This is a genomic window from Arthrobacter sp. P4_H3 (assembly GCF_056400885.1).
On the sequence record NZ_JBFUKK010000001.1, the window covers coordinates 457688 to 481249 of the forward strand.

Genomic DNA, 23562 nt, shown 5'->3' on the forward strand with positions numbered 1-23562 from the left:
GCCGAGCGGATCCTGGACGCGCATGCGAGGGAAGCCCTGCCCTAGCTACGCGGTCAGCTGCCGGTGTTCCAGGTCCTCGGCGACATTGGTCGCGAACGGGCCAGAGCGCCACGGTGAGCGTCAAAATCAGGGATGTGTGAGAGCAGCTGTGCCGGCGTCACGTCCAGGGCAACGGCTCGATGGCGACGAGATCGTAGACGGTCGCGGCGCTGATGCCTCCGTCCGATCGGGCCCTGGTCGTCGGCGTTCAGGTCGTGCCCGAGCCCGGATAGCACGAACGCGAGCTCGTCGGGGCGTGAGCCTGCGGTTCTGGCGGAAGTGCGTACCCGCGCAGGCGACCACGCGGGATCGGAGAACTGGAGCTCATGGCTTCCTGCGTAGATCAGGAGGCGGGCTAGAAGATGGTGAGCGCGAGGGACGCCGCCAAGCGCGGAACCCGGAGCGGAAGCTTTTGCGGAACCCGCAGCGCGAGATGATGCGCACCGAATTCCGTAAGGCTTCCGCGATCCCGTTTGCCCAGGTAACACGCAGGAAAGAGCGGCATGTGTGCGGAAGTGCGGACGGAAACCCCCAACTTCTCTCCTTGCAGCTCAGGAAGAGAAAGGGTTGGGCTGCAGCAAGAGAAGTAGGTGGAAAGTCTCCGCAGTTCCGCCTCCTCCGCGCCCCGGACTGGGCCCGCGATGAAGCTGCGGGTCGATTCACCCCTGGCGCGACGAGTCCAGTTGGGCGATCTCCTGCACGATGGCGACCATCGCGGCCTGCGCTTGGTTGAACTCCCACTCTGCACCGCTCGCACGACCCCTCTGCCTCTCTAGCTCGCGCCCCAACTCGGCGATCCTGGTCTCGACCGTCCCTCCACTGCTCACGAGGGCGCTGAGCGGAACTCCGAGCACTTCGGCTGCCGCCGCGGCCTCGTCGAGCTTGATCACGCGACCTGAGTCCGGGTTCTCTATCCTCGACACCGCGCTGGTGTCGAACTTGACGCCCAGCATCGCGGCCAGACGCTCGGCCAGCTGCGCCTGACTCATCCCCGCCTTCTGTCGCTCATCCTTAAGTCGGCCCGCGAATACGGCACTGAGCCTCGGCATGGAATCTCCTCGTGTTCTTATCATGCTAATCCAACACTATCTGACGAGTAACTTGCTGGATCAACACAGTTGGATTAAGATAGAGGCAAGGCGGCACTCGAAAGTGCAGCCCTCCGCGTGCGGCCATTCGCTGAGCGTCTATCATGGACGCGGCCGCACAAGAGCGTTCGGTCGTAGCGGCCGTCGTGGCTGAGGCAGGCGCGGACTCGGATCGAGAACACGATCTCTCCGAGAGGACGAACGCGATGCCTGTGACCCCGGCACCCTGCACGACCACCCTTTGCGAGGACGACGAGCTGACCGTCTCTGAGGCTGCTCGAAGGCTGAAGCGCCACCCGCAGACCGTGCGGGAATACATTCATGCGGGAATGCTTCCGGCTCACCGCGTGGGCACCGGCAAGCGCTCCGAGTTCCGCGTCTATGCCTCGGATCTCGCGCTGGTCGTCCACCCGGTCGAGCCCACGGGAGCTGCGGTACCTGCGCCGGACGACCCTTCCGCTCTTGCCGACCTGCTCGTGTCTTCGTGGCCCACCTTGAGTGACGAGCGCCGGCGGGAGCTCGGACAGCTCATCAGCGCCTCCTGACACAAAGAAGAAAGCCCCCGCCGAGGCGAGGGCTCTTCAAGAAATCCACCCCATCCAGATCACGAGTGGGCGCTCGTGAACGATCCGAAGGGACATCTTCATTATGTCAGATCCCCATGCGTGCGACAACGCAACACAGGACAACCAGGACTTCGCGGCGGCGAGTCGGGCCGCCGAGAAGAAGTCAGCGGCGCAGCAGCTCGTCGAGCTGGCGATCGAGTGCTACGACCTCGGCGTTGACACCAACGACAAGCCGTTCGCCGTCCGCAAGGGTGGGCACGTGACCCGTCCGCTTAAGGGCGGCAAGCGCTCGCTCCGGAAGGAGCTGGGCGGCCTCTTTTACCGCATGACCGGCAAGACCGCGTCCCAGAACGCACTGGCCGAGGCGATGGACGTGCTTGAGTTTGAGGCCACGGAGACCGAGCCGGTCGAGCTCCACGATCGGCTGGCACGACCTACTGACGGCGAACTCTACGTCGACCTCGGCGACCAGAGCGAGCGGGTCGTCCGCATCACCGCCGACGGCTGGGAGGTCCTCGCCGGCGACGCCGACGTGCCCGTGCTGTTCCGGCGCTCCGCCCTCACGCTCGCTCTGCCGACTCCTGAGCCCGGTGGCGACCTCGAGCGGCTCTGGGCGTTCGTAAACGCCCCGCGCGACCACGACCGGCAGGTAATCCGCGGCTGGCTGGTCAGTGCCGTGGTTCTCGTTGGACTCCCGTGCCCTGTCCTGGCGCTGCTCGGAGAGCAGGGCACCGCCAAGTCGAGCGCCATGCGCAGGACGTTCCAACTGTTCGATCCGACCAAGGCCGAAGTGCGCATGCCTCCCAAGGACGCCAGCAAGCTCCTCCACTCCCTGCACGGGTCGCGGACCACTGGGTTCGACAACCTTTCTTCTATCCCAAAGTGGATGTCGGACATCCTCTGCCAGGCCGTCACCGGCGGCTCCGATGTCGACCGGGCCCTGTACACCGACGACGAACAGAGGATCATCGAGTTCCAGGGAGTGGTCGGTTTCACCGGCATCGATGTCGGTGCCCTCGCCGGCGACTTTGCCGAGCGGTGCGTCTGGGCCGACCTCTGCGTGATCCCCAAGACCGAGCGCCGCTCCGAGCGCGAACTCAACGCGATGTGGGACGAAGCGTACCCGTCGATGGTCGGCGGCCTGTTCGACCTCGTCGCAATGACCCTCGAGAAGCTCCCCGAGGTGCACCTTGCCGAGAAGCCGCGCATGGCGGACTTCGCCGAGGTGTTGGCCGCCGTCGACCTCGCCACCGGCGCGAACGGGCTGGAGCACTACGCCCGCTCGCAGGAAACGGTCTCCGAAGAGATCGTCGCCACCGACAAGTTCCTCTCCGCGATCTCCGTGCAGATCACCCAGCGCTGGGAGGGCACCGGCAAGGGCCTGTACGCCCTGCTGCCGCGGCCCGTCGACGACAAGTTCTGGCCCGAGCAGAGGGGCGTCAGCGGGAAGCTCAAGAAGGTCGCTCCCGACCTGCGCAAGGCCGGCTGGGTGGTCGAGCAGGTCGTGCCCGACCCGAAGAGCAAGCGCCCGAAGACCTGGGTCCTGGTGCCTCCTGGTGCGGAGCGCGTAACGGCCTCGGACATCGCCGTCGTGCATGCCGCGCGCGAGCTGCACGACCTCGACGTTGCGCGGTGGACCGATCGACTCGTCGCCGACGGCATGCTGCCCGAGGACGCTGTCGAACGGGCACCCGTCCTGCGTGAGAGTCCAAAGTTCCACGGAGACGCCGACCTGCAGGCGATGGCCCTGACCTCGCAGGCCATCGACCAGCGCCTCTTCGACGACTTGGACCGCCTGGGCCTGACTCTCGCCTCGTTCGACCGGATCGTCGCCGACCGCGGCGACGCTCGCGAGGGGACGCGGCGATGAGCCGCCTCGCCTCCCCGCAGGAGCTCTTCCCTGCGTTCTACGGCAACCCAGCGATTAGTGCCCTCGCCCGCGCGTCGCGATGGACGGTCTCGGGACGCCTGGGAGACGACGTGGGCGCAAAGGGCAAGGCCCCGATCGACATGCGGGCCCTGCTCGACATCGGCAGGGTGCGAGGGGCCTGGTCGGTCGGCGACCAGTGCCTGGTCATGCTCGGCGAGCTGACCGCTGCGCTGCCGAACGCGGCCAACGCGGCTTACTACTTGCAGGCGGCGGTCGATGGCCTGATGGTCATCGACGTCGAGCCGGACTGCCCGGCTCAGATCGCGGCCAATCTGCTCGCGCTCCCTGGGCTCCTGTACACGGAGACCTCCATGTCCGGCTATGGCTACCACCTCGTGGCCGCGCTGCCGGACAACTTCCACCACTACGACTGCGCGTCCTCCAAACGAGTGCTGCGAGAGGAGCACGGCTGGTACGAGCTCTTGCTCGAGCACTGGGTGACATTCACCCGCCTGCCCGTCCACGAGGACAGGTCGCAGGTCCGCACGCAGGTCCCCGCGACCGCCCCTTTCGCCTCGATCGAGGACCTGTACGCCTCGCTGGCGTCGAGGGCGAAGGCGTCGCCGAGCGCCTGCGCGATGATGGTGGGCACTGATGACGAGGCTCCGGAGATCAGGGGCGGCGAACAGATCGTCGAACGGACGCTGGAGGGCGCACGGCCGAGGATGAAGGGCCTCGACGACTTCGGCGGCGACCACTCCCGCTGGGAGTTCTCGATCCTCGGGACGCTATTTCGCGAGATGCGCCGCCACCTTGTCGTCGTCGGCTTCCGGAGCTTCACCACATACTCGTCAAGCGATCAGGCCTGGCTGCTCTACAAGGCAGCCTTGGAGGCGATCCCGAGCCGAGCCAAGCACGAAGAGCGGCGCAATGGCCGACCGTTCCTGCTCGATCGAGCCGCCGCGATGGTCGCTGCGAATGCTCGATGACGTCCTCGGCAGTCCCCACTAGGACGAAGGAGAAGAGATGTTCAAGAGCGAAGCCGTCCTCTACGGCGACCGCGCCCCGGGGCCACCCGCTCAGCGCGGTGCCCGCCGGCCGCTCGCTGCGGGTTCCGGGAGCTTACGTAACTACCGCGCTCCAGCGTTACCCAGCCGACAGAGCCTTTTCCAGATGCGCCTCAACCTCGTCTGCTGTTGCCCACTGCGCCTGGACACCGGACCACCAGCGGCTCTGCTTCGCAGCGTACGGCCCGTAGCGCCCCTCATTCGTCCGGGACCTCGTGACGACCAGTCCATGCCGCGCCCTCGAGAGCATGACCAGCAGCACCCGCTGCTCTTCCACGAGAGCTTCACCTTCGCTGCTCCTCCGATCAGGAAGGTGGCCCTCTTCGAGGCCGACGACGAAGACCCAGTCGAACTGTTGACCCTTGCCTGTGTGCGCGTTGAGCAGATGGACGCCGGGTCCCACTGCCTGATGGGGGTCGGCGGCGCTGATCGTCCGCACGGCTGCTCTCGCGGTGCCAGCTTCGCGCTTCCCAAGCGCATCGAACGCGTCGTCGACAAGCTCACGGGCGTCGACGTCCGCCGGATCCACGGCGTCCAGAACGGCGAGCCGTGCCTCGGCGATCGTGGTTCCGCGCGGCATCGCGGCAACGGTTGACTTGATGAGTGCGACGATCCCGGGATCGTCCACGGCAAGGTCCCATCGACGAACGGGATAGGGCTTCTCATCGTCGAACGCGCCATGGATATGCTCGTTGCGCCATCTGCTCCGGATGATGATGCCCACGGACGCCTGGGGAGTCCGCTCCAGGATGGAGCCGGCCAGACGCAGCAGCATGTCTGCCTCGGCGTCGCGGTCTGGGAGCACGAGGGCAGCGGAGCACCCGCCTCCGGGCCAGTCCTCCGGCCGCGCGGAGACCATTGCGGATCCAGGATCCACCTGTTCGCTGACGGAGCTGACCATCTCCAGGACCCTCGGAGACGAGCGGTAGGACTCACGGAGCCTGACCGGCTCGCCGCAGGTGCGGCTGACCTCAGCCTCGACCTCCGCGGGCGCAGCACCGGCCCAGGAGAAGATGCCCTGAAGTGGGTCGCCGGCAAACGTCCTTCTCGCCGTGCAGCCCAGCAGGGCCAGATCGAGCTGCTGCAGCGACAGGTCCTGGAACTCGTCGACAAGGACCGCTCCAAAGTGCGCCTGGTAGAGGCGTGCGACCGCTGGGATGCGCAGCAGCCGCTGCGCATGCCGGAGGAGGTCGTCGTAGTGCAGCTGGTTTGCTTCCTGACGCGACCGTTCGACCTTCCCGGCCAGCAGGGCCGCCTCGCTCCGTCCCCGCTGTCCGAGAGCCTCCAGCACCTCCGCATCCGAGAGGGGGCCCCTCTTGATCTCGGCGAGGATCTTCTCCGCGTCGTACATTGCCTGTCCACCGCCAGCGGCCTCCATTGCACGTCGCATGGTGCTCGTTTTCGGAAGTTCGAGGCTCTCCATGCCCAGGCCAATGGTCCTGCCGTGGGATAGGACGATCTGCGCCGCAAAGCCGTGGAGGTTGCGGACGACGACTTGCCGGCGAGCCCGCGCGCCCCCGAGCACCGAGCGGAGGCGCTCCTCGAGGTTCGAGCGGGCGCGCTTCGTGAATGTCAGCGCTAGGACGCGCTGGTTCAACTCGAGGAGCTGGATCTGGTGAGCGGCGCGATGTGCCAGGACCTCCGTCTTGCCACAGCCGGGCGGCGCAATGATCAGCAGATGGTCGTTCGTGGAGGTCGCAGCTTCCAGCTGCTCCGTGCTGAGCTCGAACCCGCTCATTGCCGGCTCAGCTCGTCCAGCTTGCGCACAAGCCGCGCCACGCTGCCGACCTTCTCGGCGGTCTCGGCGGTCAGCACGTCGGCGATGCAGGTCGCCGCTTCGACCTTGCCCTTGTCCCGGCAGAATTGCGCCACCGCTTCGGGGGTGACTTCGTCGACGGAGGCGAACCCGGTCGACTGAAGGATCCCGTCCTCCCGGCAGAACTTCCCATCGATGAGGGCCCTGGCTGCGGCAGGCCCACCCAATGCGCGGGTGCACTCAGCCTCGAGGTCCTCGGACGATATGAAGACCTTGTGGTCGACGACCGTATTCCGCTTGCCCTTGAATGAATTGACCCATGGGCCGCTTTCCTGGTCGTCCACGAGGCCGAGCAGGGTCGGCCCGAAGCCATCGGGGCCGAGGAGCGGGAAAACGTTCTTGAACTTGTCGGCTCCGTCGAGGACGAGGACCACGGCTCCGAGCCGGTCGAGGTCGATACCCAGCTTCTGTGCGACTGCCTCCACGATGACCCGGTCCGCTTCTCCCTCCACCACGACGACGAAGCGCGCGGTCAGCGCTTCCAGCAACCTGGGCGACCACCAATGTGCTCGCACCTTTTCGACGCGGGATAGCTTTTCGGCACTGATTTGACGGCACATGCCGTGCCGATCCACTGAGATGACCTCCGACGGCTCGAACCGGTGGAGGATGTACGGAGAGTGGGTGACGATGATCTTCTGGTTTCCCGCGCCGCTCAGGAGATCGGCGGCCGTCCTCTGGCTGGTCGGGTGGAGGTGGATCTCCGGCTCGTCGATCGCCAGGACATTTGCTTGGCCTTCAGCGAGGTCGAAGAGCGTCATGGACATGAGCTGGCGAACCCCGTCGGACTGCTCCGACAGGGAGACCTGCTCGCCGCCCCTGTTGAGGAATATCGACACGTCCTGGAGAACATCGTCCGAAGGGTCGGTCACGCTCCGGACGGAGAAGTCCTCCTTTGCCACGGCCCGGGGCATCGCACGACCGAGGTGCCCTGCGACGCGTTCCAGAAGGTCGCCGACAGACTTGTTGCCTGCGAGCTCGTGGTTGAACTGGTCGAGGATCGTCTTGAGGCGGTCTTCGTTCGTGCCGAGGTCTGCGGCCGCGAGCAGCGTCCGGACCGGGCTGTGCGGGCCGTCCATCATCGCCGCGCCCCGCGTCGCTCTCAGGTAGCGCCAGCCGAAGGCCTCCAGCTGCTCGCGGTTGGGAGCCCGTTCGTGGCCACTCTCCGGGAACCACCGGCGGATTGAGACCGTCTCGCCGTCCTCGGCGTCGGCCTCGACGACCAACTGGACCCAGAGGTACTCGGTGCTGTGGTCCTCGCCGATGCTGATTTCCGCGGGGAACAGACGGCGGTCCTCGTCGGCAAAGCCCGTCCACATGGCGTTGACGACCAGGGGGCGCTCAAGGTTCCGCAGGTCGCCGGGTCCAAGCGCCTGGTAGAGGCCAGCGGTGGTCGCCCCCAGAAGCAGGTTCAGCATCCGCAGGATGGAGGACTTGCCCACGTCGTTCGCGCCGACGATGACCGCGTGCCGGCGCAGCTCAAGATCAAGATCCTGGATCCGGCTGTAATTGGTGATCTCCACCCTGGACAGACGCATACCCGCATCGCCCCCCTCATGCTCTGGAGCGAAGGCGCTGCTCCGATATGTGTCTGACGGATCCCATTCAACCATCGACCACGTCGGATCGAGCTGAGGCTCGACGGTCGAGGTCTTCTGTGGGTCTTTTGGAGGTCTCGCCGAGGGCTATACCGCGTCTTGCATGAACCCTGCGGAGCCCTGATGGAGACCTCCAAGAGCCCGTAACCGACGCAGCATCTTTGCTGGATCCACTCGGGCACCTTAGAGGTTTTCCTCGGGTCTCGCTCGGGTCTGTGGACGGCACAAGTTTGACCAGCGGAGGACCAGCACGGGACCTCGACGAGCCCTGGCCTTCTGCGGGTCTCACTACGCCCGGGATGCGCCCCGGGGCGGTCCACGAAGAGCCACGGCGCAGCCCATTGGAAGACCAGCGGGGTACCTCTTTCGAACCAGCGGCGATCGTCGGTCCCCCGATGGTCTCCCTGTGGGCCAGTTGCGGTCCTCAGTCTGGCTTTGCCGGGACCTCGGCGGGACCCGGTCAGGACCTCGATGTGACCAGTCCTGCCGCGCTGTGGTCGACCCCTCATCTGTTCCAGGTGGTCACGGCTCCTGTTACTGCGGTTCCTCGAGGCCCGCAGCCTCGCTCACGGCCCTCTGGCGGAGCCGGCCCCACAGGGACCCATCGAAGCGCGAAGCGCGCAGATGGGTGGGGGCCGTGCGGAGCCGAGTTCCCTGCGGAGCCCGAAGGGCGATGGACCAGGAAATGTCTCCGGCCGAAGGTCGGGGCCGAGCGTCAGCGAGGGTTATCCGTCAGACATTTCAAACTGGTCCTCCTGTTTGCCACTGGGGTGTACGGGTGGGACGATAGAGGCAACCCGAATCGATCTCCGATCGATGTCCTCACCGCTTGACAGCAGTGGGTCGACGTCCATGTCCACGGATCGATCGAGGGGGTGCTGGCCCGATGGGTGCAGCCAAATCCAAGCGTCGGCCAAAGCCGGTGCGTTTCCCGTTGCGGAGCACGCTCCGCTACGACGCCGCCTTCGCGGAGACCGTCGCGGAGGTGCGTCGGGCCATCGCTCGTCGCCGCGGCGTCGACATCGGCAAGGTCGACTTCTCCACCGCCGTTCGCGCTCTCATGGGCGACCGCTACGAAGCAGCTTCTCTGCTTGCCGGCCAGCCGGAGGCGTGGCCTGCTGCCGGCGTTGTCGAGCTGCCGCGCGAACTCTGGGATGCGCTGACCGAATGTCGGAACCGGCTGTCGCACTCGCAGGGCTCGCTCTACAACATTTCCCGCAAGCTCAACTTCGGCGAGATCATCTCCGTCGACGAAGCCCGTGCCGCATTCGAGGCCGTGCAGGCGTCGAAGCAGGCGGTCACCCGGATGGAGCAGCACCTCGTCGCCTTCGTGACCGGAGCGCCGGACGCAGCGGGAGCGAAGTCCGGCCGGGAGAGGGGCTGAGCACGATGGCCACGATCTCATCCCAGTCGACGCGCACAGCCGGCGCGGTCTCCCGCTACGCACTGAAGGAGCCCGTCGCGGTCTCGGCTGTGAACGCCTCGGTACCGCTGTTCGAGCACGAGCTTGCCATGATCCGGACCCGCCACGGCAAGGACGGCGTGCGCCCCAAGGTCCTGACGGACGAGAGCGGGAAGACGGTCCGCGACCAGGACGGCGCTCCCGTGAACGTGAAGAACTCGAAGGGCAACACCGTCTACGAAGCCAAATTCGTGCAGGCGTACGCCCTTGTGCAGAGCTACGGCCACGACGAGCTCGACCCCGACGATCCTCAGTCGTGGGCCAGGGCACAGGAGCTCGGTCGGGCGTTGGTCGAGGACCGCTTCCCCGGCCACCCCGCGCTGATCGCAACAGAGGTGAATGGTCGCTCGGGATGCGTCCACAACCACATCATCGTGGGCGCTGTCCATCCTGGGACCGGCAAGAGTATCGACACCAACGTCCTCACGCACTCGCGCCTGGCGATTGCGCACGACCGTGTGCTGGCCGAGCAGGGTTTCTCCCAGCGGGAGGACATGCAGGCCATCGTCGCGGACGCCGAGCGCCGGGTCGCCAGGGCCCGGGCGCATGCCGAGGCAGTCATGCCGCAGGGCTTGAGCGAGAGCCAGCGCACCCGCAGGCTCGTCGTGGCGGAGAACTCCGTGAAGCTGGAGCGGAACGGTGCATGGTCCGTGGCGCAGGAGCGCGACGCCAAGCGTCAGCGCGAGCACGAACGCTACCTGCTGAACGAGCAGACCCGCGCCGCCGCCCGGGAGCTCGGCTTTGATCCCCCGAAGGAGCTTTTCTCTGAGATCGTGCTCGAATCGCGCATCACCGCCTCGCTCAACGATCCGCGGTCACGGAATTGGGCCGAGCTCGCCGAGGTTGGCAGGTTCCACGGCGTCGCGATCAGTCGGCGCGGCCAGGACGTGCGGTACGGCATGCTCCTCGAGCAGCCCGACGGCTCGCTCGCGGAGCCCGCCCGCGCCCATACCCGTCGGGGCGGTCTTGAAGGCTCCGGCAAGGGCCTCGGAGCGGGCTTCCGCCGCAGCGACGTCGAAGGCGCGGTCCAGCGCAATGCGGATCTTCATTGCGCCCTCGAGCGCCAGCAGGAGTATGTGGACGCTTCGCACTTGATGCAGCAGTGGCGAGACGGCGGCGAGTTCGAGGCCGAATTCGAGCGGCTGCGAGCAGAAGCGGACGCCGCGTCGACCGCAGCCCTCGCCACATCGGAGGCGAAGGTCGAGGAGGCGACCCAGCCCCACCGCAAGCGCTTCGCCACGGCGGCCCGGACGCCGCGCTCTGAGACGACGGTGCTGACCGGGCCGGCGTTCAGATCCCGGATCCGCGATGCGCGTTCAAAGTCACCGAAGATGCAGGCGCGCTTCGAGGCGCTCGTGCTGCTGGAGGAGCGCTGGCGCGGGAGCATCCCTTCGACGCCAAAGGAGCGCATCGCCTTCGAGCAGGAGGTGTCCGCGATCGGCATCGGCTCGCTGACCCTCAAGGGAGCCGAGCCCTACGTGGACCGGGAGTTGCACGCGTACCTGGTCAAGCGAACGGAGCAGGGAGCGGAGGCCAAGGCCGCGGTGGAACGGAAGAAAGCGCTGGATGACCGGTTGCTCGGCCTCCGACGGCAGGCCCAGGCCGATCCCTTCAACGCGCGCGGCACGGCCGATAGGCTCCGCGAGACCGAGGCCGATCTCAGGTTCGAGACCGGCTACATCAAGCGCCTGCGCGAGGATCGGGCGGCGGGTCTCTACGGCTCGCGCCGGCACGAACGCCTTGAGCACTTGAAGCAACAGACTGCCGCGAGGGCTGCGGCGATCGACGAATCGCAGCGGACGCGCGAATACGGCGGGTGATTCGCCGGACCAGTTCTTGCTGGTATCCGAGTCTGAACGGGCCTTCTTGGCCGCCACAGCCTGGAACCGCCGTCTACGAGTGGCTACAATCGGACGTACGGGCGACCTCCCATGAGGAAGTCCGCCGGGCGCGAGCAATCGGCCCCTCCCAAGGAGTGGACCGGCTCGCGCGGAGCGTTAAAGGGCGTAATGGCCTGCGCGGCCGAGTATTCCTCCGGGCTCGGATCTGAAGAAGATCCAAGCACGTAAGGAGTTGGCCTTGGCCACCCCCACGATCACCGCTGTCCGCGAACGTATTCGCGACGAAGCCCTCGCCGACGGCCACGACTTCACCACCTCCGCATCGGCGGCGCTGTACCTCGGCATCGCCGAGGGCACGCTGCGCAAGTGGCGCATGCGCCGGTACGGCCCCCGCTTCCAGAAGGTCGGCGGCGAGGTCCGCTACTACCTCTCCGACCTCGACGCGTGGCTGGACGCGCAGTTCGTCGACTCGTCCGACGGCGGTGAGGCACGATGAACGTCGCGAACAGGGCAGGAGGTCGCTTCTCACTCGTGCGACTGCTCGGCGTCGCCGTCCTCGCCGCTCTCGTCGTGCCGCTGCTGATGACGACGTTCCCGTCCGCGGCGCACGCGGACAACGAGGACGAGCGCGACAACTACTCGCTCTACCAGCTCGCTTCGAACGCCTCGTCCTACTTCGGGGAGAAGAACTCGCCCGACGGCGGCGACGGCCTGCACGAGGGCTGGGACGCGATTACGAGCAGCCCGGCCACTGGCGGCGACATGCTCGGCTACGCCGACCCCGAGTTCAGCGTCGGCAACGTAATCGGGTGGCTCTTCGCCGAGTCCACGGGGTCCACGCAGACGATTACGTACGACACTCTCAGTATGTCCAGCGGCGAGGACGGGAACGCGTACGCGGGCATGCTCGACTACTCTCACTTCGGAGCAGCAAACGCCGACCTTGGCCTGGACACGATGTCCTCGGGCATCGGTGGCCAGATCGTCTCCATGATCGGTGGCGGCGCGATCTGGCTGCTGTACCTCCTGGCGCTGGCCGTGGGCACGGTGTTCTTCCTGATCATCCAGGTGCTCAAGGCGATCAACCCGTTCATGTGGTTCTACCAGGCGGTCGCCGGCGTCGCGGACTCCGGCGGGAACACCAACGGCTCCCACCAGCAGGAGCTCGCTGACGGGATGACCCGGGGTGACGTCGGAGGCGGTGCGCTGGCGGGCCTGCAGCACTGGATCGCGAGCTGGTACGGGCTGCTGCAGTCCATCGCCTGGGAGGCGCTGGTCCCGCTCTTCATCGGATTCCTCATCATCGGGCTGGTCCTCTTCAAGAAGATGGACCGCGGCTCGGCGATCAAGAAGTTGATCATTCGCGTTGTCTTCATCGGCCTGGGCCTGCCGCTGCTGGGCTCGATGTACACCGGAGTCCTCGACAAGTTCGACGATTCGCTGCTCGGCCAGCACGCGGGGCCGACCCGGGTGGTGCTCTCCACCTACGTCGACTTCGAGGCCTGGATGATGAACGACCGGCTGGCCATACCCGACCAGGCGTCGATCTCGTGGGAGGACGGGCAGGCGGGTTCCGAGTCCATGATGTCGGTCCGGAACAGCGCACTGGCGGTCAACGCAGAGGCTAATCGCGAGTTCAGCGGCATCTCAATCGGCACGAAGACGAGCGACGCCGAGGCCGCATGGCGCGCAGGCACCGTCGACGTCGGCGGCTCCGCGGGAGACGACGTCCAGGCTGTGTTCTCGACCTTCGGCGTCCTGAACAGGTACATTTCCGGTCAGATCACGTCCGCTTCGGACTTCGAGTCGGGCATCAAGAGCGCGATCACGGACCTGGACGTGGCCGACGGTGATAAGAAGGAGTGGTTCGTCGACGACAAGTCCTACGGCGACGTCGAGGGGTTCGGCGAGCAGGGCGGGCCCGCGCCGAATGAGCACCCGGTGCTGGCGGTCAATGGCCAGGGCCTGACCTCTTCAAACCCTGGCGGGAGCTCGACGACGTTCACGACCCCAGGCAACAAGCAGGGCTGCGGGTTCAGCGTCCTGGACGCTGACGGGAACCTCGCCTCGTGCAACCTGTCGGCGCTGTCGGCATACAACTACCTGAACACCGGGTTCGGTTCCGACTCGCTGACCATGTACTCCTCGAACAACGTCACCAGCGGCCTGACCCGCGAAGACCACATGGCGGTCAGCCAGGTCGGCACAGGCCCGGCGAAGTTCATGTACTGGCAGAATGCCGCGACGGTCCTCGGCTGCATCGCCCTCTTGGGATTCTGGTACGCGACCGGGATGCTCGCGGGCGCGGTCAAGCGGACCTTCAGCCTCGTGGCGGCGATCCCGTTCGCAACGCTCGGAGCCCTCTCGGCGATCGCGAAGGTGGTGGTCTACTCGGTCGCGCTCATCCTCGAGGTCATCGTCACGCTGTTCATCTACCAGTTCGTGTCGGAGTTCCTGATCTCGATTCCTGACATCATCGCCGGTCCTTTGTCGTCCCTGATGGACCCGAACGGCCTCTTCGGCAGTCCGGCGCTCGGCGGCATCGTCGTGGTGCTCCTGACGATCGTCTCCTCGCTGGTGATCGTGGGTGTGACTGTTGCCCTCCTGCGGGTGCGCAAGGTCGTGCTGCAGGCGATGGACGAGGTCTTCACCAAGCTGGTGGACAAGTTCCTCGAGACCAGTACTCCGTCCAGGGCGAACAAGGCTGGGGCGATGCCGTCGCCGGCGCATGCGCTGGGAACCGGTGCTGGCGCTGCGGCCGGGCAGAAGCTCGCCTCGGGCCTCGGCGGGAAGCTTAGCGGCGGCTCGAAGTTACCGAAGACCGGCGGCAACGCGGGCGGCGGCAAGAACGCGTCGACGAACGCCGGAGGGCTCAACGGTCAGCAGAGCCTTCCTGCCGCCGGCCAGACGCTTGCGATCGGCCCCGGCGGCCGCGATGGCAGCCAAGTTGGTGAAGCACCCCGTGGAGGTAGGCAGGATGATCGAGCGATTAAGGGCAGCGATGCCCGTGCCCTGCCTGCTGACTCGAACGGCGGCACTGACGAGGCGAGGGGCGGCCCTCTGCAGCTCACCAGCGGCAAGGCGGGCAGTTCACGCTCCGACAAGGAAACCGCTCAGAGCCTGAGCAGCAAGGGCGGCTTGACGAATCTCGGCTACAGCACGGGCGAGCAGCCGGGCTCCCGTGGACGCACGAACGGGCAGTCCAACCACAGCGAAAGCGCGCAGTCTGGCACTAATGGCCGGGGCCATTCCTCGCCCTCGGGCAAGACCGGCGGCCAGACCAGCTTCGGCCTTGGCGGGGCGCAGGGCACTTCGGGCATGAAGCAGCTGGGCCAGCGCAGCAGCAGTCGGCCCAGCGCTGAGCCAGCTGAGCGCGCAAGCAACGGCCGCAAGGCGATCGCCAGCGGGTCGAACTCTACGCACTTCGGCATCGGCGGCCAGAGCGCTCCGGCATCCTCGGGCCAGGACGGCCAGCAGCCGAAGGGCGCGCGGTTCGTCGCTGGCATGCCTGGCACCGGCGGTGCCACCCAGCTCAACCAGGATCACGCCGGGACCCCGGGGCACAGCGCTGCCCCAGGGTCCCGCACGACGCATCCGATTCCCGAGCACGATCCCTGGACTGCTCAGGCTCCGGCCTCGAGCAGGCGTCGGGCCGTCACTGATCCGGCTCAGCAAGGGCAGCCCAAACCTGCGGGTCAGCGTCCGCAGCAGGGACAGCGGCGGGAGAAGGTCGACCGCTCGATCGCATCGGGGTCGGCTCAGCGGCCGCCCGGCTCGGTCGCACCGACGCAGCCGGATCCGAAGTCCGGACGGGGCGCGGCCCCGGCCAAGCCGCGGGCCGGGCGGCCGGTGCCGTCTGCCGTAATCAACCACAAGCGCGAACCGAAGGAGTAAGAGATGAAGATCAACGCCATCCGTGCCCAGGCCCGGGCAGACTTCCCGACCGGCTGGTGGCGCTCCCGGCGCTGGTGGGGCTCCGCGATCAAAAAGGATGCGACCGCAGCTCTCCTTCTCGTCGCCCCTGCGCTGCTCCCGCACCGCGCCGTTTTCGCCGTGCGTAATCGCCGTGATCCCGAGCAGCTCAGCCGCCTCGACGGCGAGGGCTTCGTCTACGGCTTCGTCGGCGCGCTGGCACTCATCGCGATGCTGGTGTGGACGACGTCGGGAAGCAACGGGCTGCTGCCGTTCCGGCTGGGCTTGGGCGGCTTCCTGGTCCTGAACGCCGCAGTCTCCGGGACGGTCGTGGCCGTCCTCATCGCCGCGAGGCTCCGTCGTCGGAAGGGGGCTTTGAACGCGACGCCGGCCATGTCGGACGAGTAGACGAGCAGTGAGGAAAAAGAAGCCCACCCCGCCGCGTGGCGGGGTGGGCTTCTCTCGCATGAAATCTATGAGGATGACTCGGAATCGCCGAACCGGCCGAGCACGAACCCCCGTGCGCGCCCGTCGTTCATCATGTCTCCAAGGTGCGCCAGGAACACGGCCCGCTGGGTGGTCCGGCGGTCCTCGACGAGGTCGTACTCCCGCAGGGCCTCCATGTCGACGACCCAGCCGTCCTCCCTGCAGACAGCCTCCGCGAGGTCGGAACCGTCGGGCACGGCCATCCCGGTGTAGTCGTGGTCGAACTCGGGCACGACGTCGAGGCGCTGGCTAGGGTCGTCGACGTAGAGCGTGTCGCCGCGCAGCTGCCGTCCGGCATGGTCGAAGGCCGACATCAGGGCGCGGTCGGCGCGCGTAATGATCTCGACGTGGACGGCGGCGACATCCTCGTCGCCGAGGAAATCGGTGCAGCCGAGCCGCTCGCGGATTCGAGCCCGTGACCGGTGGTGGCTCATGAGCCGCTCAGCCTCATGGAAGCCGTGGAACTCGTCGCTGGAAAGGTCGTCGTGCATTTTGAACTCCGTTCGTGCCGAGGGATGTCGAGGTTGGAGAGGACCCGTCTCGACGCCGGGCCCCTCCAAGCCCTCCCCCGGGCGGGCTCCGCCCGCCGATGTCCGGCGGAGACGCTCCCGCACGCGCGCTGGACGTCGAAGCGCCTCCAGCCAGTCGTCAGCACATCCCCTCGTAGACGCTCAGTGCTTCGTCCGCGTCCATGGCGGCGAAGTCGTAGTCGCCGAGCTTCAGCGCGTCGCCCGACCTGCTGATGTCGATGGAAGTGGATCCACTGATTCGGTCGCTTCCGAGGTGCTCGTCGTCAGAGTTCCAGAGGACGTGAGAGCCGTCCCCGGAGATCTGACCTTCAGCGCTCGGATCGGTCTCGATGACAACCACGCCCCGCTCCGAGTCGGAGCAGCCGAAGGGGTAGAAGGCGACCGAGTCGCCCTGGACGACGAGCCGTCCCTCGTCGTTGTAGTACTCGCCGCTGGGTCCCGGTCCTCCGGAACAGGCGACGAGGCCGGCGGCCAAACCGATGGCGGCGGCACAACAGGCAATAGTTTTCTTAGACTTGGTACTGGCGTTGCGCATGGTGTTCTCCTTCAGTTCGTGTGTGTGCGATCGCCTCCTTCGTGCGTTGTGTGCGGCGGCGCGCGTGCAGCCCTGAACATCTGGTCCAGCGCCTGGCGGGGCACCGTCGCAGTCCACAGACTGGACGTGCCCCTCATCTCACCCACCCGGCCCCGCCCAGCTGGACTGAAGCGCCCGAGCACGACCGTCACTGGTTGGCTCCAATGTTCAGGTACCTGCAGAGCGTCGCGGGACTGGTCTCGCAGAGTCGCGCGATCTCAGCCATCGTGAACCGGTGTTCGTCGTAAAGGGCTTGTGCCTTGGCGATTTGCTTGTCGGTAACCGTGCGCCTGCGACCGCCGACTCGCCCCTGGGCACGGGCAGCGGCGAGACCGGATCGGGTCCGTTCGATGAGGAGTTCGCGCTCCATCTGTGCCACTGCGGCGATGACGGTGAAGATCAGCTTGCCCGAAGGCGTCGTGGTGTCGAGATCGAGATTGAGGATCCGGAGACCGACACCGCGCTCTTGCAGCGCCTCGTCGAGGTTCGCGAGTTCGCCGGTGTGCCGACCGAGACGCGAGAGCTCGGTGACAACGAGCCGATCGCCTGGGCGAAGCATCCGGAGGCAGAGATCGAACTCGGGTCGCTTAAAGTCCTTGCTGCCTGAGGCCTTCTCGGTGAAAATCCGTTCGCAGCCAGCATCCTGAAGCTCATTGAGTTGGCGGTCCAGAATCTGGTCGCTGCGCGAGACGCCCGCATAGCCGATGTCCATGTCTCTCCACGATCTTTCGGTGGAGAGCTCCGATGTTCGGCGTCTGGGAGCTCAGGGCTCAAGACTGTCAGTGTTGAACAAGCCCGGGGTCGACGCCTCGTCGACCTTGTCTCTCATTTTATCCAGCGTTTGCGACAAACCACTTCTGAGAGACCGATGATGTCGGCGTGTCCTGCGTTGTGACTCGCGGGTTAACGAGGTGCGCCTCTTGGGCTTTCGAGAGATTTGGTTGCTTCCCTCGCAGCCGGCCCTTGGCTTTCGCCACGGCCATTCCTTCTCGCGTCCTGGCACGAATGAGGTCTGCTTCGAACTCAGCGACCATGCCCAAGACATTGAAGAGCAGTTTGCCTACCGGATCGTGAGGGTCGTATACGCTGCCCCCAAGGTTGAGGGCAACCCCTATGCGCGTGAGTTCGTCGGCGATGTCTCTGGCGTCGGGCAGCGATCGAGCGAGGCGGTCAAGCTTGGTCACCACAGGTGCGTCACCGGTGCGGCAGGCGGCTAGGGCTTTTCCAAGTCCGCGTCGCTCGCATTGCGTAGCAGGGAATCCGTGGTCGAGGAAGGCCACACCTCGGGAAATCACCGCCGGTCATGCAAAGGAGAACCGCACTACCTAAGGCCTGGAGGGGGCTCCGTCCCCACGCCTAAGGCCATTCTCACCGGGCAGGCCTGGGCGGTAGAGAGGTCACAAAGCTCGAAAGAGGTGACTTCTAGTGAAAATTTTTCTCAGAAACGGGAGCAGAATCCTGATCCCGGAATAGGGTAGCTCCCAAGCTCAGGCTCACCATATGGCCAGAGAAAGGATGTTTAGATTGAGCTCGAACACATCCCAGGACGACGCGGGCACCTCCTCGACTAAATCCGTCCCGAAAGCGAAAGCTAGCCTTGCGGAGAAGATCATCATCGCGTTAGTGGTAGCAGTTCTCATTGTCGCGGGATTAATCGCCCAGCACAACGAGACCCACCATTCAGTCCAGCTGCAGATCCATGGCGATCCTGCAATCGTCAAAGTCACGTACGCCTATTCCCTACCTAGCCCTGCAAAAAATCAGGTCGCTCATCAAACGAGTGAGCTGTCTGTCTCCGTGCCATGGGAGACCAAGTTTGATATCGAGGGTCTAGAACCGACTGTGACACTGAAGCTTGTAAGGGCATCGGATGACAACAGGCCGCTTAGCTGTGCAGTGATAATGGGTGATGAGAATGTTAATAAATCGATGGCACCGGGACAGACAGAGATAACATGTCAGGGCGCTATTAAGAAGCCTGCACCGGCTGGCGCAACGCCCTCGCCGAGCGGAACAAATGGATGAGTGAAACGCACGCACGTCGCAGCACAAGATATTTGTGGACGTTTAGAATAGCCGGCTGGGGCGTGGTTTTACTGTTTGCATTTTATATGGGTCGAATCGGGGGTAATGCAGCTGCTTATGGCCGCTACGAGGTTATGTGGCTGGTCCTAATAGCAGTGACGGCAGCGACAGTCCAGGGATCCTTCGTCGCTGCCAAGATTATGGGGAAACGAATTAGCAGACTCGCATTGCTCTTCATCTCAGCCGTCTTGCTGCTCGCCCTTGTAGTCCTCGCGCTCGATATGCATGATCCGATCATGGGTGTCGCGTGCTTGTTCCTGCCGGGGGCTACTGTCTCGATGGGGTGGGCTTCGGGGCTATCCAGTACGTATGCATATGAGGATGAGCTGAATGCATTTGAACGGCAAATGTCCTTGGAGCAAGCTCAGCAGAAGTTGCTGGAGGATGAGCATTCGGAACTGCTGAAGGCCGCGGAAGACATGAAGTACATGTCAAACGGTAGTCGAAAGAATTACGAGCATACGGTGGTGGATGCGGTACTAAACCTCACGGATGCTTCCAGCGATAATTCGGTCTCGCTTGCAATGGTCGCCAAGGTATCAGGGTGTCCTGTGGCAAGGGCAAGAATTATCCTTAAAAGGTTTGAGTCAGAAGGACACATTCAAATATCATACGGAAAAGACCGCAAGTTATGGGAAGACCAAATTATTATGGTCAGAGGCACGGGACTAAGGAAATATGTTATGAGCAAAGAAGAACGCAAAAGTAGCGACAGTGGCAGCCCCGACGTTAGCTTTGTTATTCACGGTAATGTGAGCAGTCAGAACTTCGGCTATAATACTGTAAATAGTCGGCAGACGCAGAATAATGGCCTTGATGCTAAGGATATCATTCGATTGAGGAAGGAACTGTTCGAGCATCTGGACCCGAGCATCGGGGCTGATATCCAGCGAAAAATTCAGGGTGAATTAGACGATCTGGATAATCCGCATCGTATAGTGGGTGCCATTGAAAACCTGGGCAAAATTTTTGAGGGCTTGGGGAAAATCGGGGAGCCGCTAACAAAAATTCTGGAACCCTTTCAACATCTAACTTGGAATAACTAACACGGGCGCTTGGTGCCGTGTCTGGGACTGTTGAAGGCTAGACTTGATCCTGAGGACCTGACCGGCCGTGTGAGGTCGGCATAGCGGTATACGACGTGTGGTTCCCGGACCTCGTTAAAATCAAGTCTATTCCTCTCTGTAGTTCGGCGTCCTGACGTCGCGAGCTTCTCTCCTGCTTTACTGAAGTCCTGTGTGGTCTGAGTTGGCCGGTGAAGACTTGCACTGGCGTGCCCCGTGCGCCAAATAGCGCCGCGAACCGCCATTTATCGCCGCCAGTCACAGCATTACGACAGGGGTATGGACCGGCCGCCAGAAGTGAGTCACAGACGCTCGTTTGTGGAGGCCCATTCGTCAAGGCTTCAAGCAGGAATACATGACTACGGAATACTGCTCATGCCATAAAGTGCTGACATGGCAACACTCGTAAGCGGCACGTACTCAGGTGGCGTTCATGCCTTCTCGCAGTCATAAGCAACACAACGTCAGCACTGGCGGTCCTGGTCCGGTAGCGCGACCCACCGAAGACGAGTGCTGGGCCGACTTCTGGACAGGCGTTGCAGCGATCTGGATGACCCTCCCTTTGGAAGTACAACAAGATTATGCCCGCCGATTTCCGCCGCCAGAGCATGTCGCAAGCCGAAGGTTCGCGGTTCAGCCTGCCCTGCCTCCTGGCCCGACATGCATCTAAATGTCCGAAGCCCGGAGTACGTTTCTTACCATGACAAGCAACAGCGACGGTGCGGACCTATGCAGGATTCAGGAAACGATCCTTCAAACGGAGGAAGGCACGAAAAGTTGGTGCCCGTCCAGCGGCCAGAACATCGGCTCGATGATCGAGTTCCCCGGCACGGATGAGTGGCACATCGTGTGCCCTACGTGCGGGACCCGATGGGCCGGAGGAAGCACCGTGCTCAACGGCCACAACATACCGGGTTCCCGATGAGCCCCCTTTAATGACGGGGAGATCTCGATCGCGTGAGATGGCGAAGTGATGGGCACAGCATCTGACTGGCCGCGTTCAGCGACTTTCGAAGGACACGAATGCGCCGGCAATAATACGCTCCGCTGTGCGGCGTTAGATGACCGCCTCTTCCTAAAGCGATGGGGTGGCGTCTGACCGATTCAGTCGGATCGGAGCCATTTGTCTCTTGTGATTATCAGCAGCAGGCGATTGCAGAAGCCCTGGTCGTACTCAGCGCGTGTTTCCATCAGTCGCATTCCTCGCCAACGACCCAGAGCGGCTGGCCTGCAAGAAATGCTTTCAGCCGATCAGCCGAGCTTTCATGGCCGCAAATTCGGCGTCCGTGAGATGGCCGGAGGAGTGTAAGCCTGCGAGCTGAGAAAGTTCGTCGACGACAGATCGAGGAGGTGTGCCGGGGGGCACTGCCTGCGTCGTGGCGGCTGCGGCTTCCTGTGATTCGGCGTAGCGGATGAGCGCAGTGAGCAACGAAGCCCAAGTGCGGGCCTGAGTTGAAAGTCCACCGTGAAGCGCGCTGCCCATTTTCAGCGGCGAGTTTGGTGATTTGAAGAGTTGGACGTCGTAAATCGGGAGCTTTGGGTCTGCTAGTTCAATTCGAAGCGTGAGCTCATGCACTTGGTCCTTCGACTTGGCGGCCTTAGCCGCCGTCAGTCCCACCAGCAGTGAACCGGCATCACCAACGAGAAAGCCCGCTGTAGCCAGGGCGCGGCCACCGCGACCGTCTTTCCGGTGGCGGGTCAATGTCTTGCTGTCTTCAAAGACCTCGACCGACTGTAGGTCAGCAGCTCGGTAAACACGATAGGTCTCGCCGTCCAGGTCTAAGACACAAAGTCTGTTGCGGATGGAATCCAAGGCTATAACATGGCCGTTGGTTCCGATGAGGCATTCGGCTTCCGAGAATCCCGCGATGAAGTTGAGAGCGGCCTGGACCTTCTTTTTCTTGTCCCGGCCTGCACTCGCCAAAACGGACTTGATCTGACCGAAATGGGGGCTCTCCCTGATGGTAATGCTGGGGTAAAGTTCTTCTATTTTTCTAAGGGACCGTTGCAGCTCCTCAGGGGAGCAACGTACAACGTCAGGGTCGTCGGGGTCATTGCGGTCCATTTCGGATCCGACCTCGTGGAATCGAAGGTAGCCGCGTCCCTCTTCGGATTTGCTCCATTGCAAAGCGATCAGGGTGTTCAGGGCCAGATGTATCTCTTCTCGCACTGCACCGGATTGGGCCGAAGTAACCAGCACAATTGCGTCAGGATAAAGGCGGAGGTGGGCGGCGTGAACGGAGCCGATGATTGCAGTCGGTTCCGGCGCTTGGGTTCCGTCCGGACGTCTTAGTGACCGCTTAAGGTCGGCTGCAGCGGTGGACTCACGGATGGCCTTTTGCAGATTGCGATTATTGACCCTTTTCGCTTCCGCCGCGGCGGCGTCCTGCTGCTGAGCCATGAGTTCAGCTTTTTTGTTCGCGGCAGCCACCATAGCTGCCCGGTTTCTATCCGCAGTGAGCTGTCGTGAAAGATCTTTGGCACGTGAGCGATCCATCGGTTGAATAATGACATGCGGAGCGGCGGCGGTCAGAGTGTGGAAAAAGACTTGGCGTTGCTTTTTTAGCGTGGGATCGGCGTGTAAGGGGAAGGTCAGAGCCTTTGCCCAGGTTCCAGTCGCACCTTCCGCTGAGATTATTTCTGCAAAACCACCCGCAGTCAGGCTTGGTTCCCTGTAATCGATGCTACGAAGGTCATTGAGCCAGATCTCAAGAGTTGGAACGTCCGGTTCGCCGAACTCCACAGCCAAGTGAGTCGTATAGACAACCCACCGGGTGTGAGAGCTGCAAGGGTAAACCGCATGTGCTGGTGCTGGTGCTGAGGCGGGGCCGCCCTGTTGCTGAATTTCCTCCATGTACCAGACTTTCAGTGTGGGAACGGGGTGGGCGTGCAAGCGGCTGCAGCCATTAGGTATGAGGATAAGCGAAGGTTGTAGCAAACCCCTAACAGATAGCATCCGAAGTGGATTATCGTGCCAACCGAGTTGGAGTACCTTTCTTCATGAGCTGAACGTGTGAAGGCCTCTTCCCATGTCCTCCGGGCCAATTTTCCCGCTGAGTTGCACTGCGCATAAATCACCACCACTTTGCCTGACGTAGTAAACCCGCGGAAGGCCGCGCGGGAATTGCGGGAACGCGTGGACTCAAATGCCCGGAGGCCTCGGGCTATTGCTTACTGGGAGAACAAGACCGCCGCTGGACCCGTGCGAGTCTCTGACTGCCAGGTCGAGAGGACTAGCTACTCTTGATCCTCGGATTCAGCCCCATCTTCGAGATCACCAGCCGCGACGCGATCAGCGGTGCGCTGGTAGGCCTGAGCGATGTAGTCTTCAACGTCCTGACGGCCAATGCGCCACATGCCCCTTCCACCGACCTGAAAAGCACGCAACTCCCCCGTCCTGATAAGACCTTGAACGAGGCTTTGCTTCACGTTCAACTCGTCGGCGACCTGGGCCAGGGTCAGAAAACGGGGCTGGTTTGCTTCATCAGACACCGGGCCATCATATATGTCGCCTCGCTGCGGGCATTCCCTGCCATAGGGAAATGGAAAAGGATATGGCTGAGG

The 23562-nt window shown here is 63.9% G+C and carries 19 protein-coding genes; 10 read left to right on the forward strand and 9 right to left on the reverse strand.

The features are described 5' to 3' along the window. Nucleotides 1-698: 698 nt before the first annotated feature. A complete protein-coding gene (locus AC1DRE_RS02085) occupies nt 699-1112 on the reverse strand; it encodes a helix-turn-helix domain-containing protein (RefSeq protein ID WP_476983116.1) in 414 nt (137 codons plus the stop codon). A 221-nt stretch (nt 1113-1333) separates the two neighbouring features. Between AC1DRE_RS02085 and AC1DRE_RS02090 the strand changes: the two genes are divergently transcribed. From AC1DRE_RS02090 to AC1DRE_RS02100, 3 genes are all read left to right on the forward strand, one after another. Further along, nucleotides 1334-1672 carry a helix-turn-helix domain-containing protein gene (locus AC1DRE_RS02090; protein WP_476983117.1) on the forward strand — a complete coding sequence of 113 codons (339 nt, stop codon included), beginning with the start codon at nt 1334-1336 and terminating at the stop codon, nt 1670-1672. 103 nt (nt 1673-1775) lie between these two features. Further along, entirely contained in the window at nt 1776-3563 is a 1788-nt protein-coding gene (locus tag AC1DRE_RS02095; RefSeq protein WP_476983118.1) for a hypothetical protein, read from the forward strand. Next, complete coding sequence (locus AC1DRE_RS02100; protein WP_476983119.1) at nt 3560-4552, forward strand: hypothetical protein; 993 nt, start codon at nt 3560-3562, stop codon at nt 4550-4552. Before AC1DRE_RS02095 ends, AC1DRE_RS02100 begins: the two co-directional genes overlap by 4 nt. A gap of 157 nt (nt 4553-4709) precedes the next feature. Here the strand turns inward: AC1DRE_RS02100 and AC1DRE_RS02105 are convergent, their stop codons facing one another. Both AC1DRE_RS02105 and AC1DRE_RS02110 read right to left on the reverse strand, forming a co-directional pair. Further along, a complete protein-coding gene (locus AC1DRE_RS02105) occupies nt 4710-6368 on the reverse strand; it encodes a UvrD-helicase domain-containing protein (protein WP_476983120.1) in 1659 nt (552 codons plus the stop codon). Next, nucleotides 6365-7984: an ATP-dependent nuclease gene (locus AC1DRE_RS02110; protein ID WP_476983121.1), complete on the reverse strand. Its 1620-nt coding sequence runs from the start codon at nt 7982-7984 to the stop codon at nt 6365-6367. The genes AC1DRE_RS02105 and AC1DRE_RS02110 overlap by 4 nt, the downstream gene beginning before the upstream one ends. A 946-nt stretch (nt 7985-8930) precedes the next feature. Here AC1DRE_RS02110 and AC1DRE_RS02115 point away from each other — a divergent pair. The 5 genes from AC1DRE_RS02115 to AC1DRE_RS02135 all read left to right on the forward strand — a co-directional run bounded on the left by AC1DRE_RS02115 (nt 8931) and on the right by AC1DRE_RS02135 (nt 15667). After that, nucleotides 8931-9428 (forward strand): hypothetical protein, encoded by a 498-nt coding sequence (locus AC1DRE_RS02115; protein WP_476983122.1) that lies wholly within the window; start codon nt 8931-8933, stop codon nt 9426-9428. 5 nt (nt 9429-9433) lie between these two features. After that, a complete protein-coding gene (locus tag AC1DRE_RS02120; RefSeq protein WP_476983123.1) occupies nt 9434-11326 on the forward strand; it encodes a relaxase/mobilization nuclease domain-containing protein in 1893 nt (630 codons plus the stop codon). A gap of 259 nt (nt 11327-11585) precedes the next feature. Continuing rightward, nucleotides 11586-11843, forward strand: a complete 258-nt coding sequence (locus AC1DRE_RS02125; RefSeq protein ID WP_476983124.1) for a helix-turn-helix transcriptional regulator — start codon at nt 11586-11588, stop codon at nt 11841-11843. 35 nt (nt 11844-11878) lie between these two features. Then, on the forward strand, nt 11879-15241 hold the full coding sequence (locus tag AC1DRE_RS02130) for a hypothetical protein (RefSeq protein ID WP_476983125.1): 3363 nt from the start codon (nt 11879-11881) through the stop codon (nt 15239-15241). Between the two features lie 3 nt (nt 15242-15244). After that, on the forward strand, nt 15245-15667 hold the full coding sequence (locus AC1DRE_RS02135) for a hypothetical protein (protein WP_476983126.1): 423 nt from the start codon (nt 15245-15247) through the stop codon (nt 15665-15667). A 65-nt stretch (nt 15668-15732) separates the two neighbouring features. Here the strand turns inward: AC1DRE_RS02135 and AC1DRE_RS02140 are convergent, their stop codons facing one another. The 4 genes from AC1DRE_RS02140 to AC1DRE_RS02155 form a co-directional block, all read right to left on the reverse strand. Further along, nucleotides 15733-16236 (reverse strand): hypothetical protein, encoded by a 504-nt coding sequence (locus AC1DRE_RS02140; protein ID WP_476983127.1) that lies wholly within the window; start codon nt 16234-16236, stop codon nt 15733-15735. A gap of 157 nt (nt 16237-16393) precedes the next feature. Continuing rightward, nucleotides 16394-16810, reverse strand: a complete 417-nt coding sequence (locus AC1DRE_RS02145; protein ID WP_476983128.1) for a hypothetical protein — start codon at nt 16808-16810, stop codon at nt 16394-16396. A gap of 187 nt (nt 16811-16997) precedes the next feature. Beyond that, a complete protein-coding gene (locus tag AC1DRE_RS02150) occupies nt 16998-17561 on the reverse strand; it encodes a recombinase family protein (RefSeq protein ID WP_476983129.1) in 564 nt (187 codons plus the stop codon). Between the two features lie 118 nt (nt 17562-17679). Beyond that, entirely contained in the window at nt 17680-18144 is a 465-nt protein-coding gene (locus AC1DRE_RS02155) for a recombinase family protein (protein ID WP_476983130.1), read from the reverse strand. Between the two features lie 229 nt (nt 18145-18373). Between AC1DRE_RS02155 and AC1DRE_RS02160 the strand changes: the two genes are divergently transcribed. Together AC1DRE_RS02160 and AC1DRE_RS02165 are read left to right on the forward strand one after the other, a co-directional pair. Beyond that, on the forward strand, nt 18374-18874 hold the full coding sequence (locus tag AC1DRE_RS02160; RefSeq protein ID WP_476983131.1) for a hypothetical protein: 501 nt from the start codon (nt 18374-18376) through the stop codon (nt 18872-18874). After that, nucleotides 18871-19980, forward strand: coding sequence for a hypothetical protein (locus AC1DRE_RS02165; RefSeq protein WP_476983132.1), 1110 nt, complete (start codon nt 18871-18873; stop codon nt 19978-19980). The genes AC1DRE_RS02160 and AC1DRE_RS02165 overlap by 4 nt, the downstream gene beginning before the upstream one ends. Nucleotides 19981-21241: 1261 nt before the next feature. On the opposite strand, the gene AC1DRE_RS02170 is transcribed toward AC1DRE_RS02165, so the two are convergent. Both AC1DRE_RS02170 and AC1DRE_RS02175 read right to left on the reverse strand, forming a co-directional pair. Next, nucleotides 21242-22852: an SHOCT domain-containing protein gene (locus AC1DRE_RS02170; RefSeq protein WP_476983133.1), complete on the reverse strand. Its 1611-nt coding sequence runs from the start codon at nt 22850-22852 to the stop codon at nt 21242-21244. A gap of 383 nt (nt 22853-23235) precedes the next feature. Then, entirely contained in the window at nt 23236-23490 is a 255-nt protein-coding gene (locus tag AC1DRE_RS02175; protein ID WP_476983134.1) for a helix-turn-helix domain-containing protein, read from the reverse strand. Nucleotides 23491-23562 lie beyond the last annotated feature (72 nt).

Excerpts from the sequence above, each read along its gene's own strand:
- AC1DRE_RS02110 (WP_476983121.1), bottom strand. The coding sequence starts at position 7,984 with ATGCGTCTGTCCAGGGTGGAGATCACCAATTACAGCCGGATCCAGGAT.
- AC1DRE_RS02145 (WP_476983128.1), bottom strand. The coding sequence starts at position 16,810 with ATGCGCAACGCCAGTACCAAGTCTAAGAAAACTATTGCCTGTTGTGCC.
- AC1DRE_RS02140 (WP_476983127.1), bottom strand. The coding sequence starts at position 16,236 with ATGCACGACGACCTTTCCAGCGACGAGTTCCACGGCTTCCATGAGGCT.
- AC1DRE_RS02090 (WP_476983117.1), top strand. The coding sequence starts at position 1,334 with ATGCCTGTGACCCCGGCACCCTGCACGACCACCCTTTGCGAGGACGAC.
- AC1DRE_RS02135 (WP_476983126.1), top strand. The coding sequence starts at position 15,245 with ATGAAGATCAACGCCATCCGTGCCCAGGCCCGGGCAGACTTCCCGACC.
- AC1DRE_RS02150 (WP_476983129.1), bottom strand. The coding sequence starts at position 17,561 with ATGGACATCGGCTATGCGGGCGTCTCGCGCAGCGACCAGATTCTGGAC.
- AC1DRE_RS02165 (WP_476983132.1), top strand. The coding sequence starts at position 18,871 with ATGAGTGAAACGCACGCACGTCGCAGCACAAGATATTTGTGGACGTTT.
- AC1DRE_RS02085 (WP_476983116.1), bottom strand. The coding sequence starts at position 1,112 with ATGATAAGAACACGAGGAGATTCCATGCCGAGGCTCAGTGCCGTATTC.
- AC1DRE_RS02115 (WP_476983122.1), top strand. The coding sequence starts at position 8,931 with ATGGGTGCAGCCAAATCCAAGCGTCGGCCAAAGCCGGTGCGTTTCCCG.
- AC1DRE_RS02100 (WP_476983119.1), top strand. The coding sequence starts at position 3,560 with ATGAGCCGCCTCGCCTCCCCGCAGGAGCTCTTCCCTGCGTTCTACGGC.
- AC1DRE_RS02120 (WP_476983123.1), top strand. The coding sequence starts at position 9,434 with ATGGCCACGATCTCATCCCAGTCGACGCGCACAGCCGGCGCGGTCTCC.
- AC1DRE_RS02105 (WP_476983120.1), bottom strand. The coding sequence starts at position 6,368 with ATGAGCGGGTTCGAGCTCAGCACGGAGCAGCTGGAAGCTGCGACCTCC.
- AC1DRE_RS02170 (WP_476983133.1), bottom strand. The coding sequence starts at position 22,852 with ATGGAGGAAATTCAGCAACAGGGCGGCCCCGCCTCAGCACCAGCACCA.
- AC1DRE_RS02095 (WP_476983118.1), top strand. The coding sequence starts at position 1,776 with ATGTCAGATCCCCATGCGTGCGACAACGCAACACAGGACAACCAGGAC.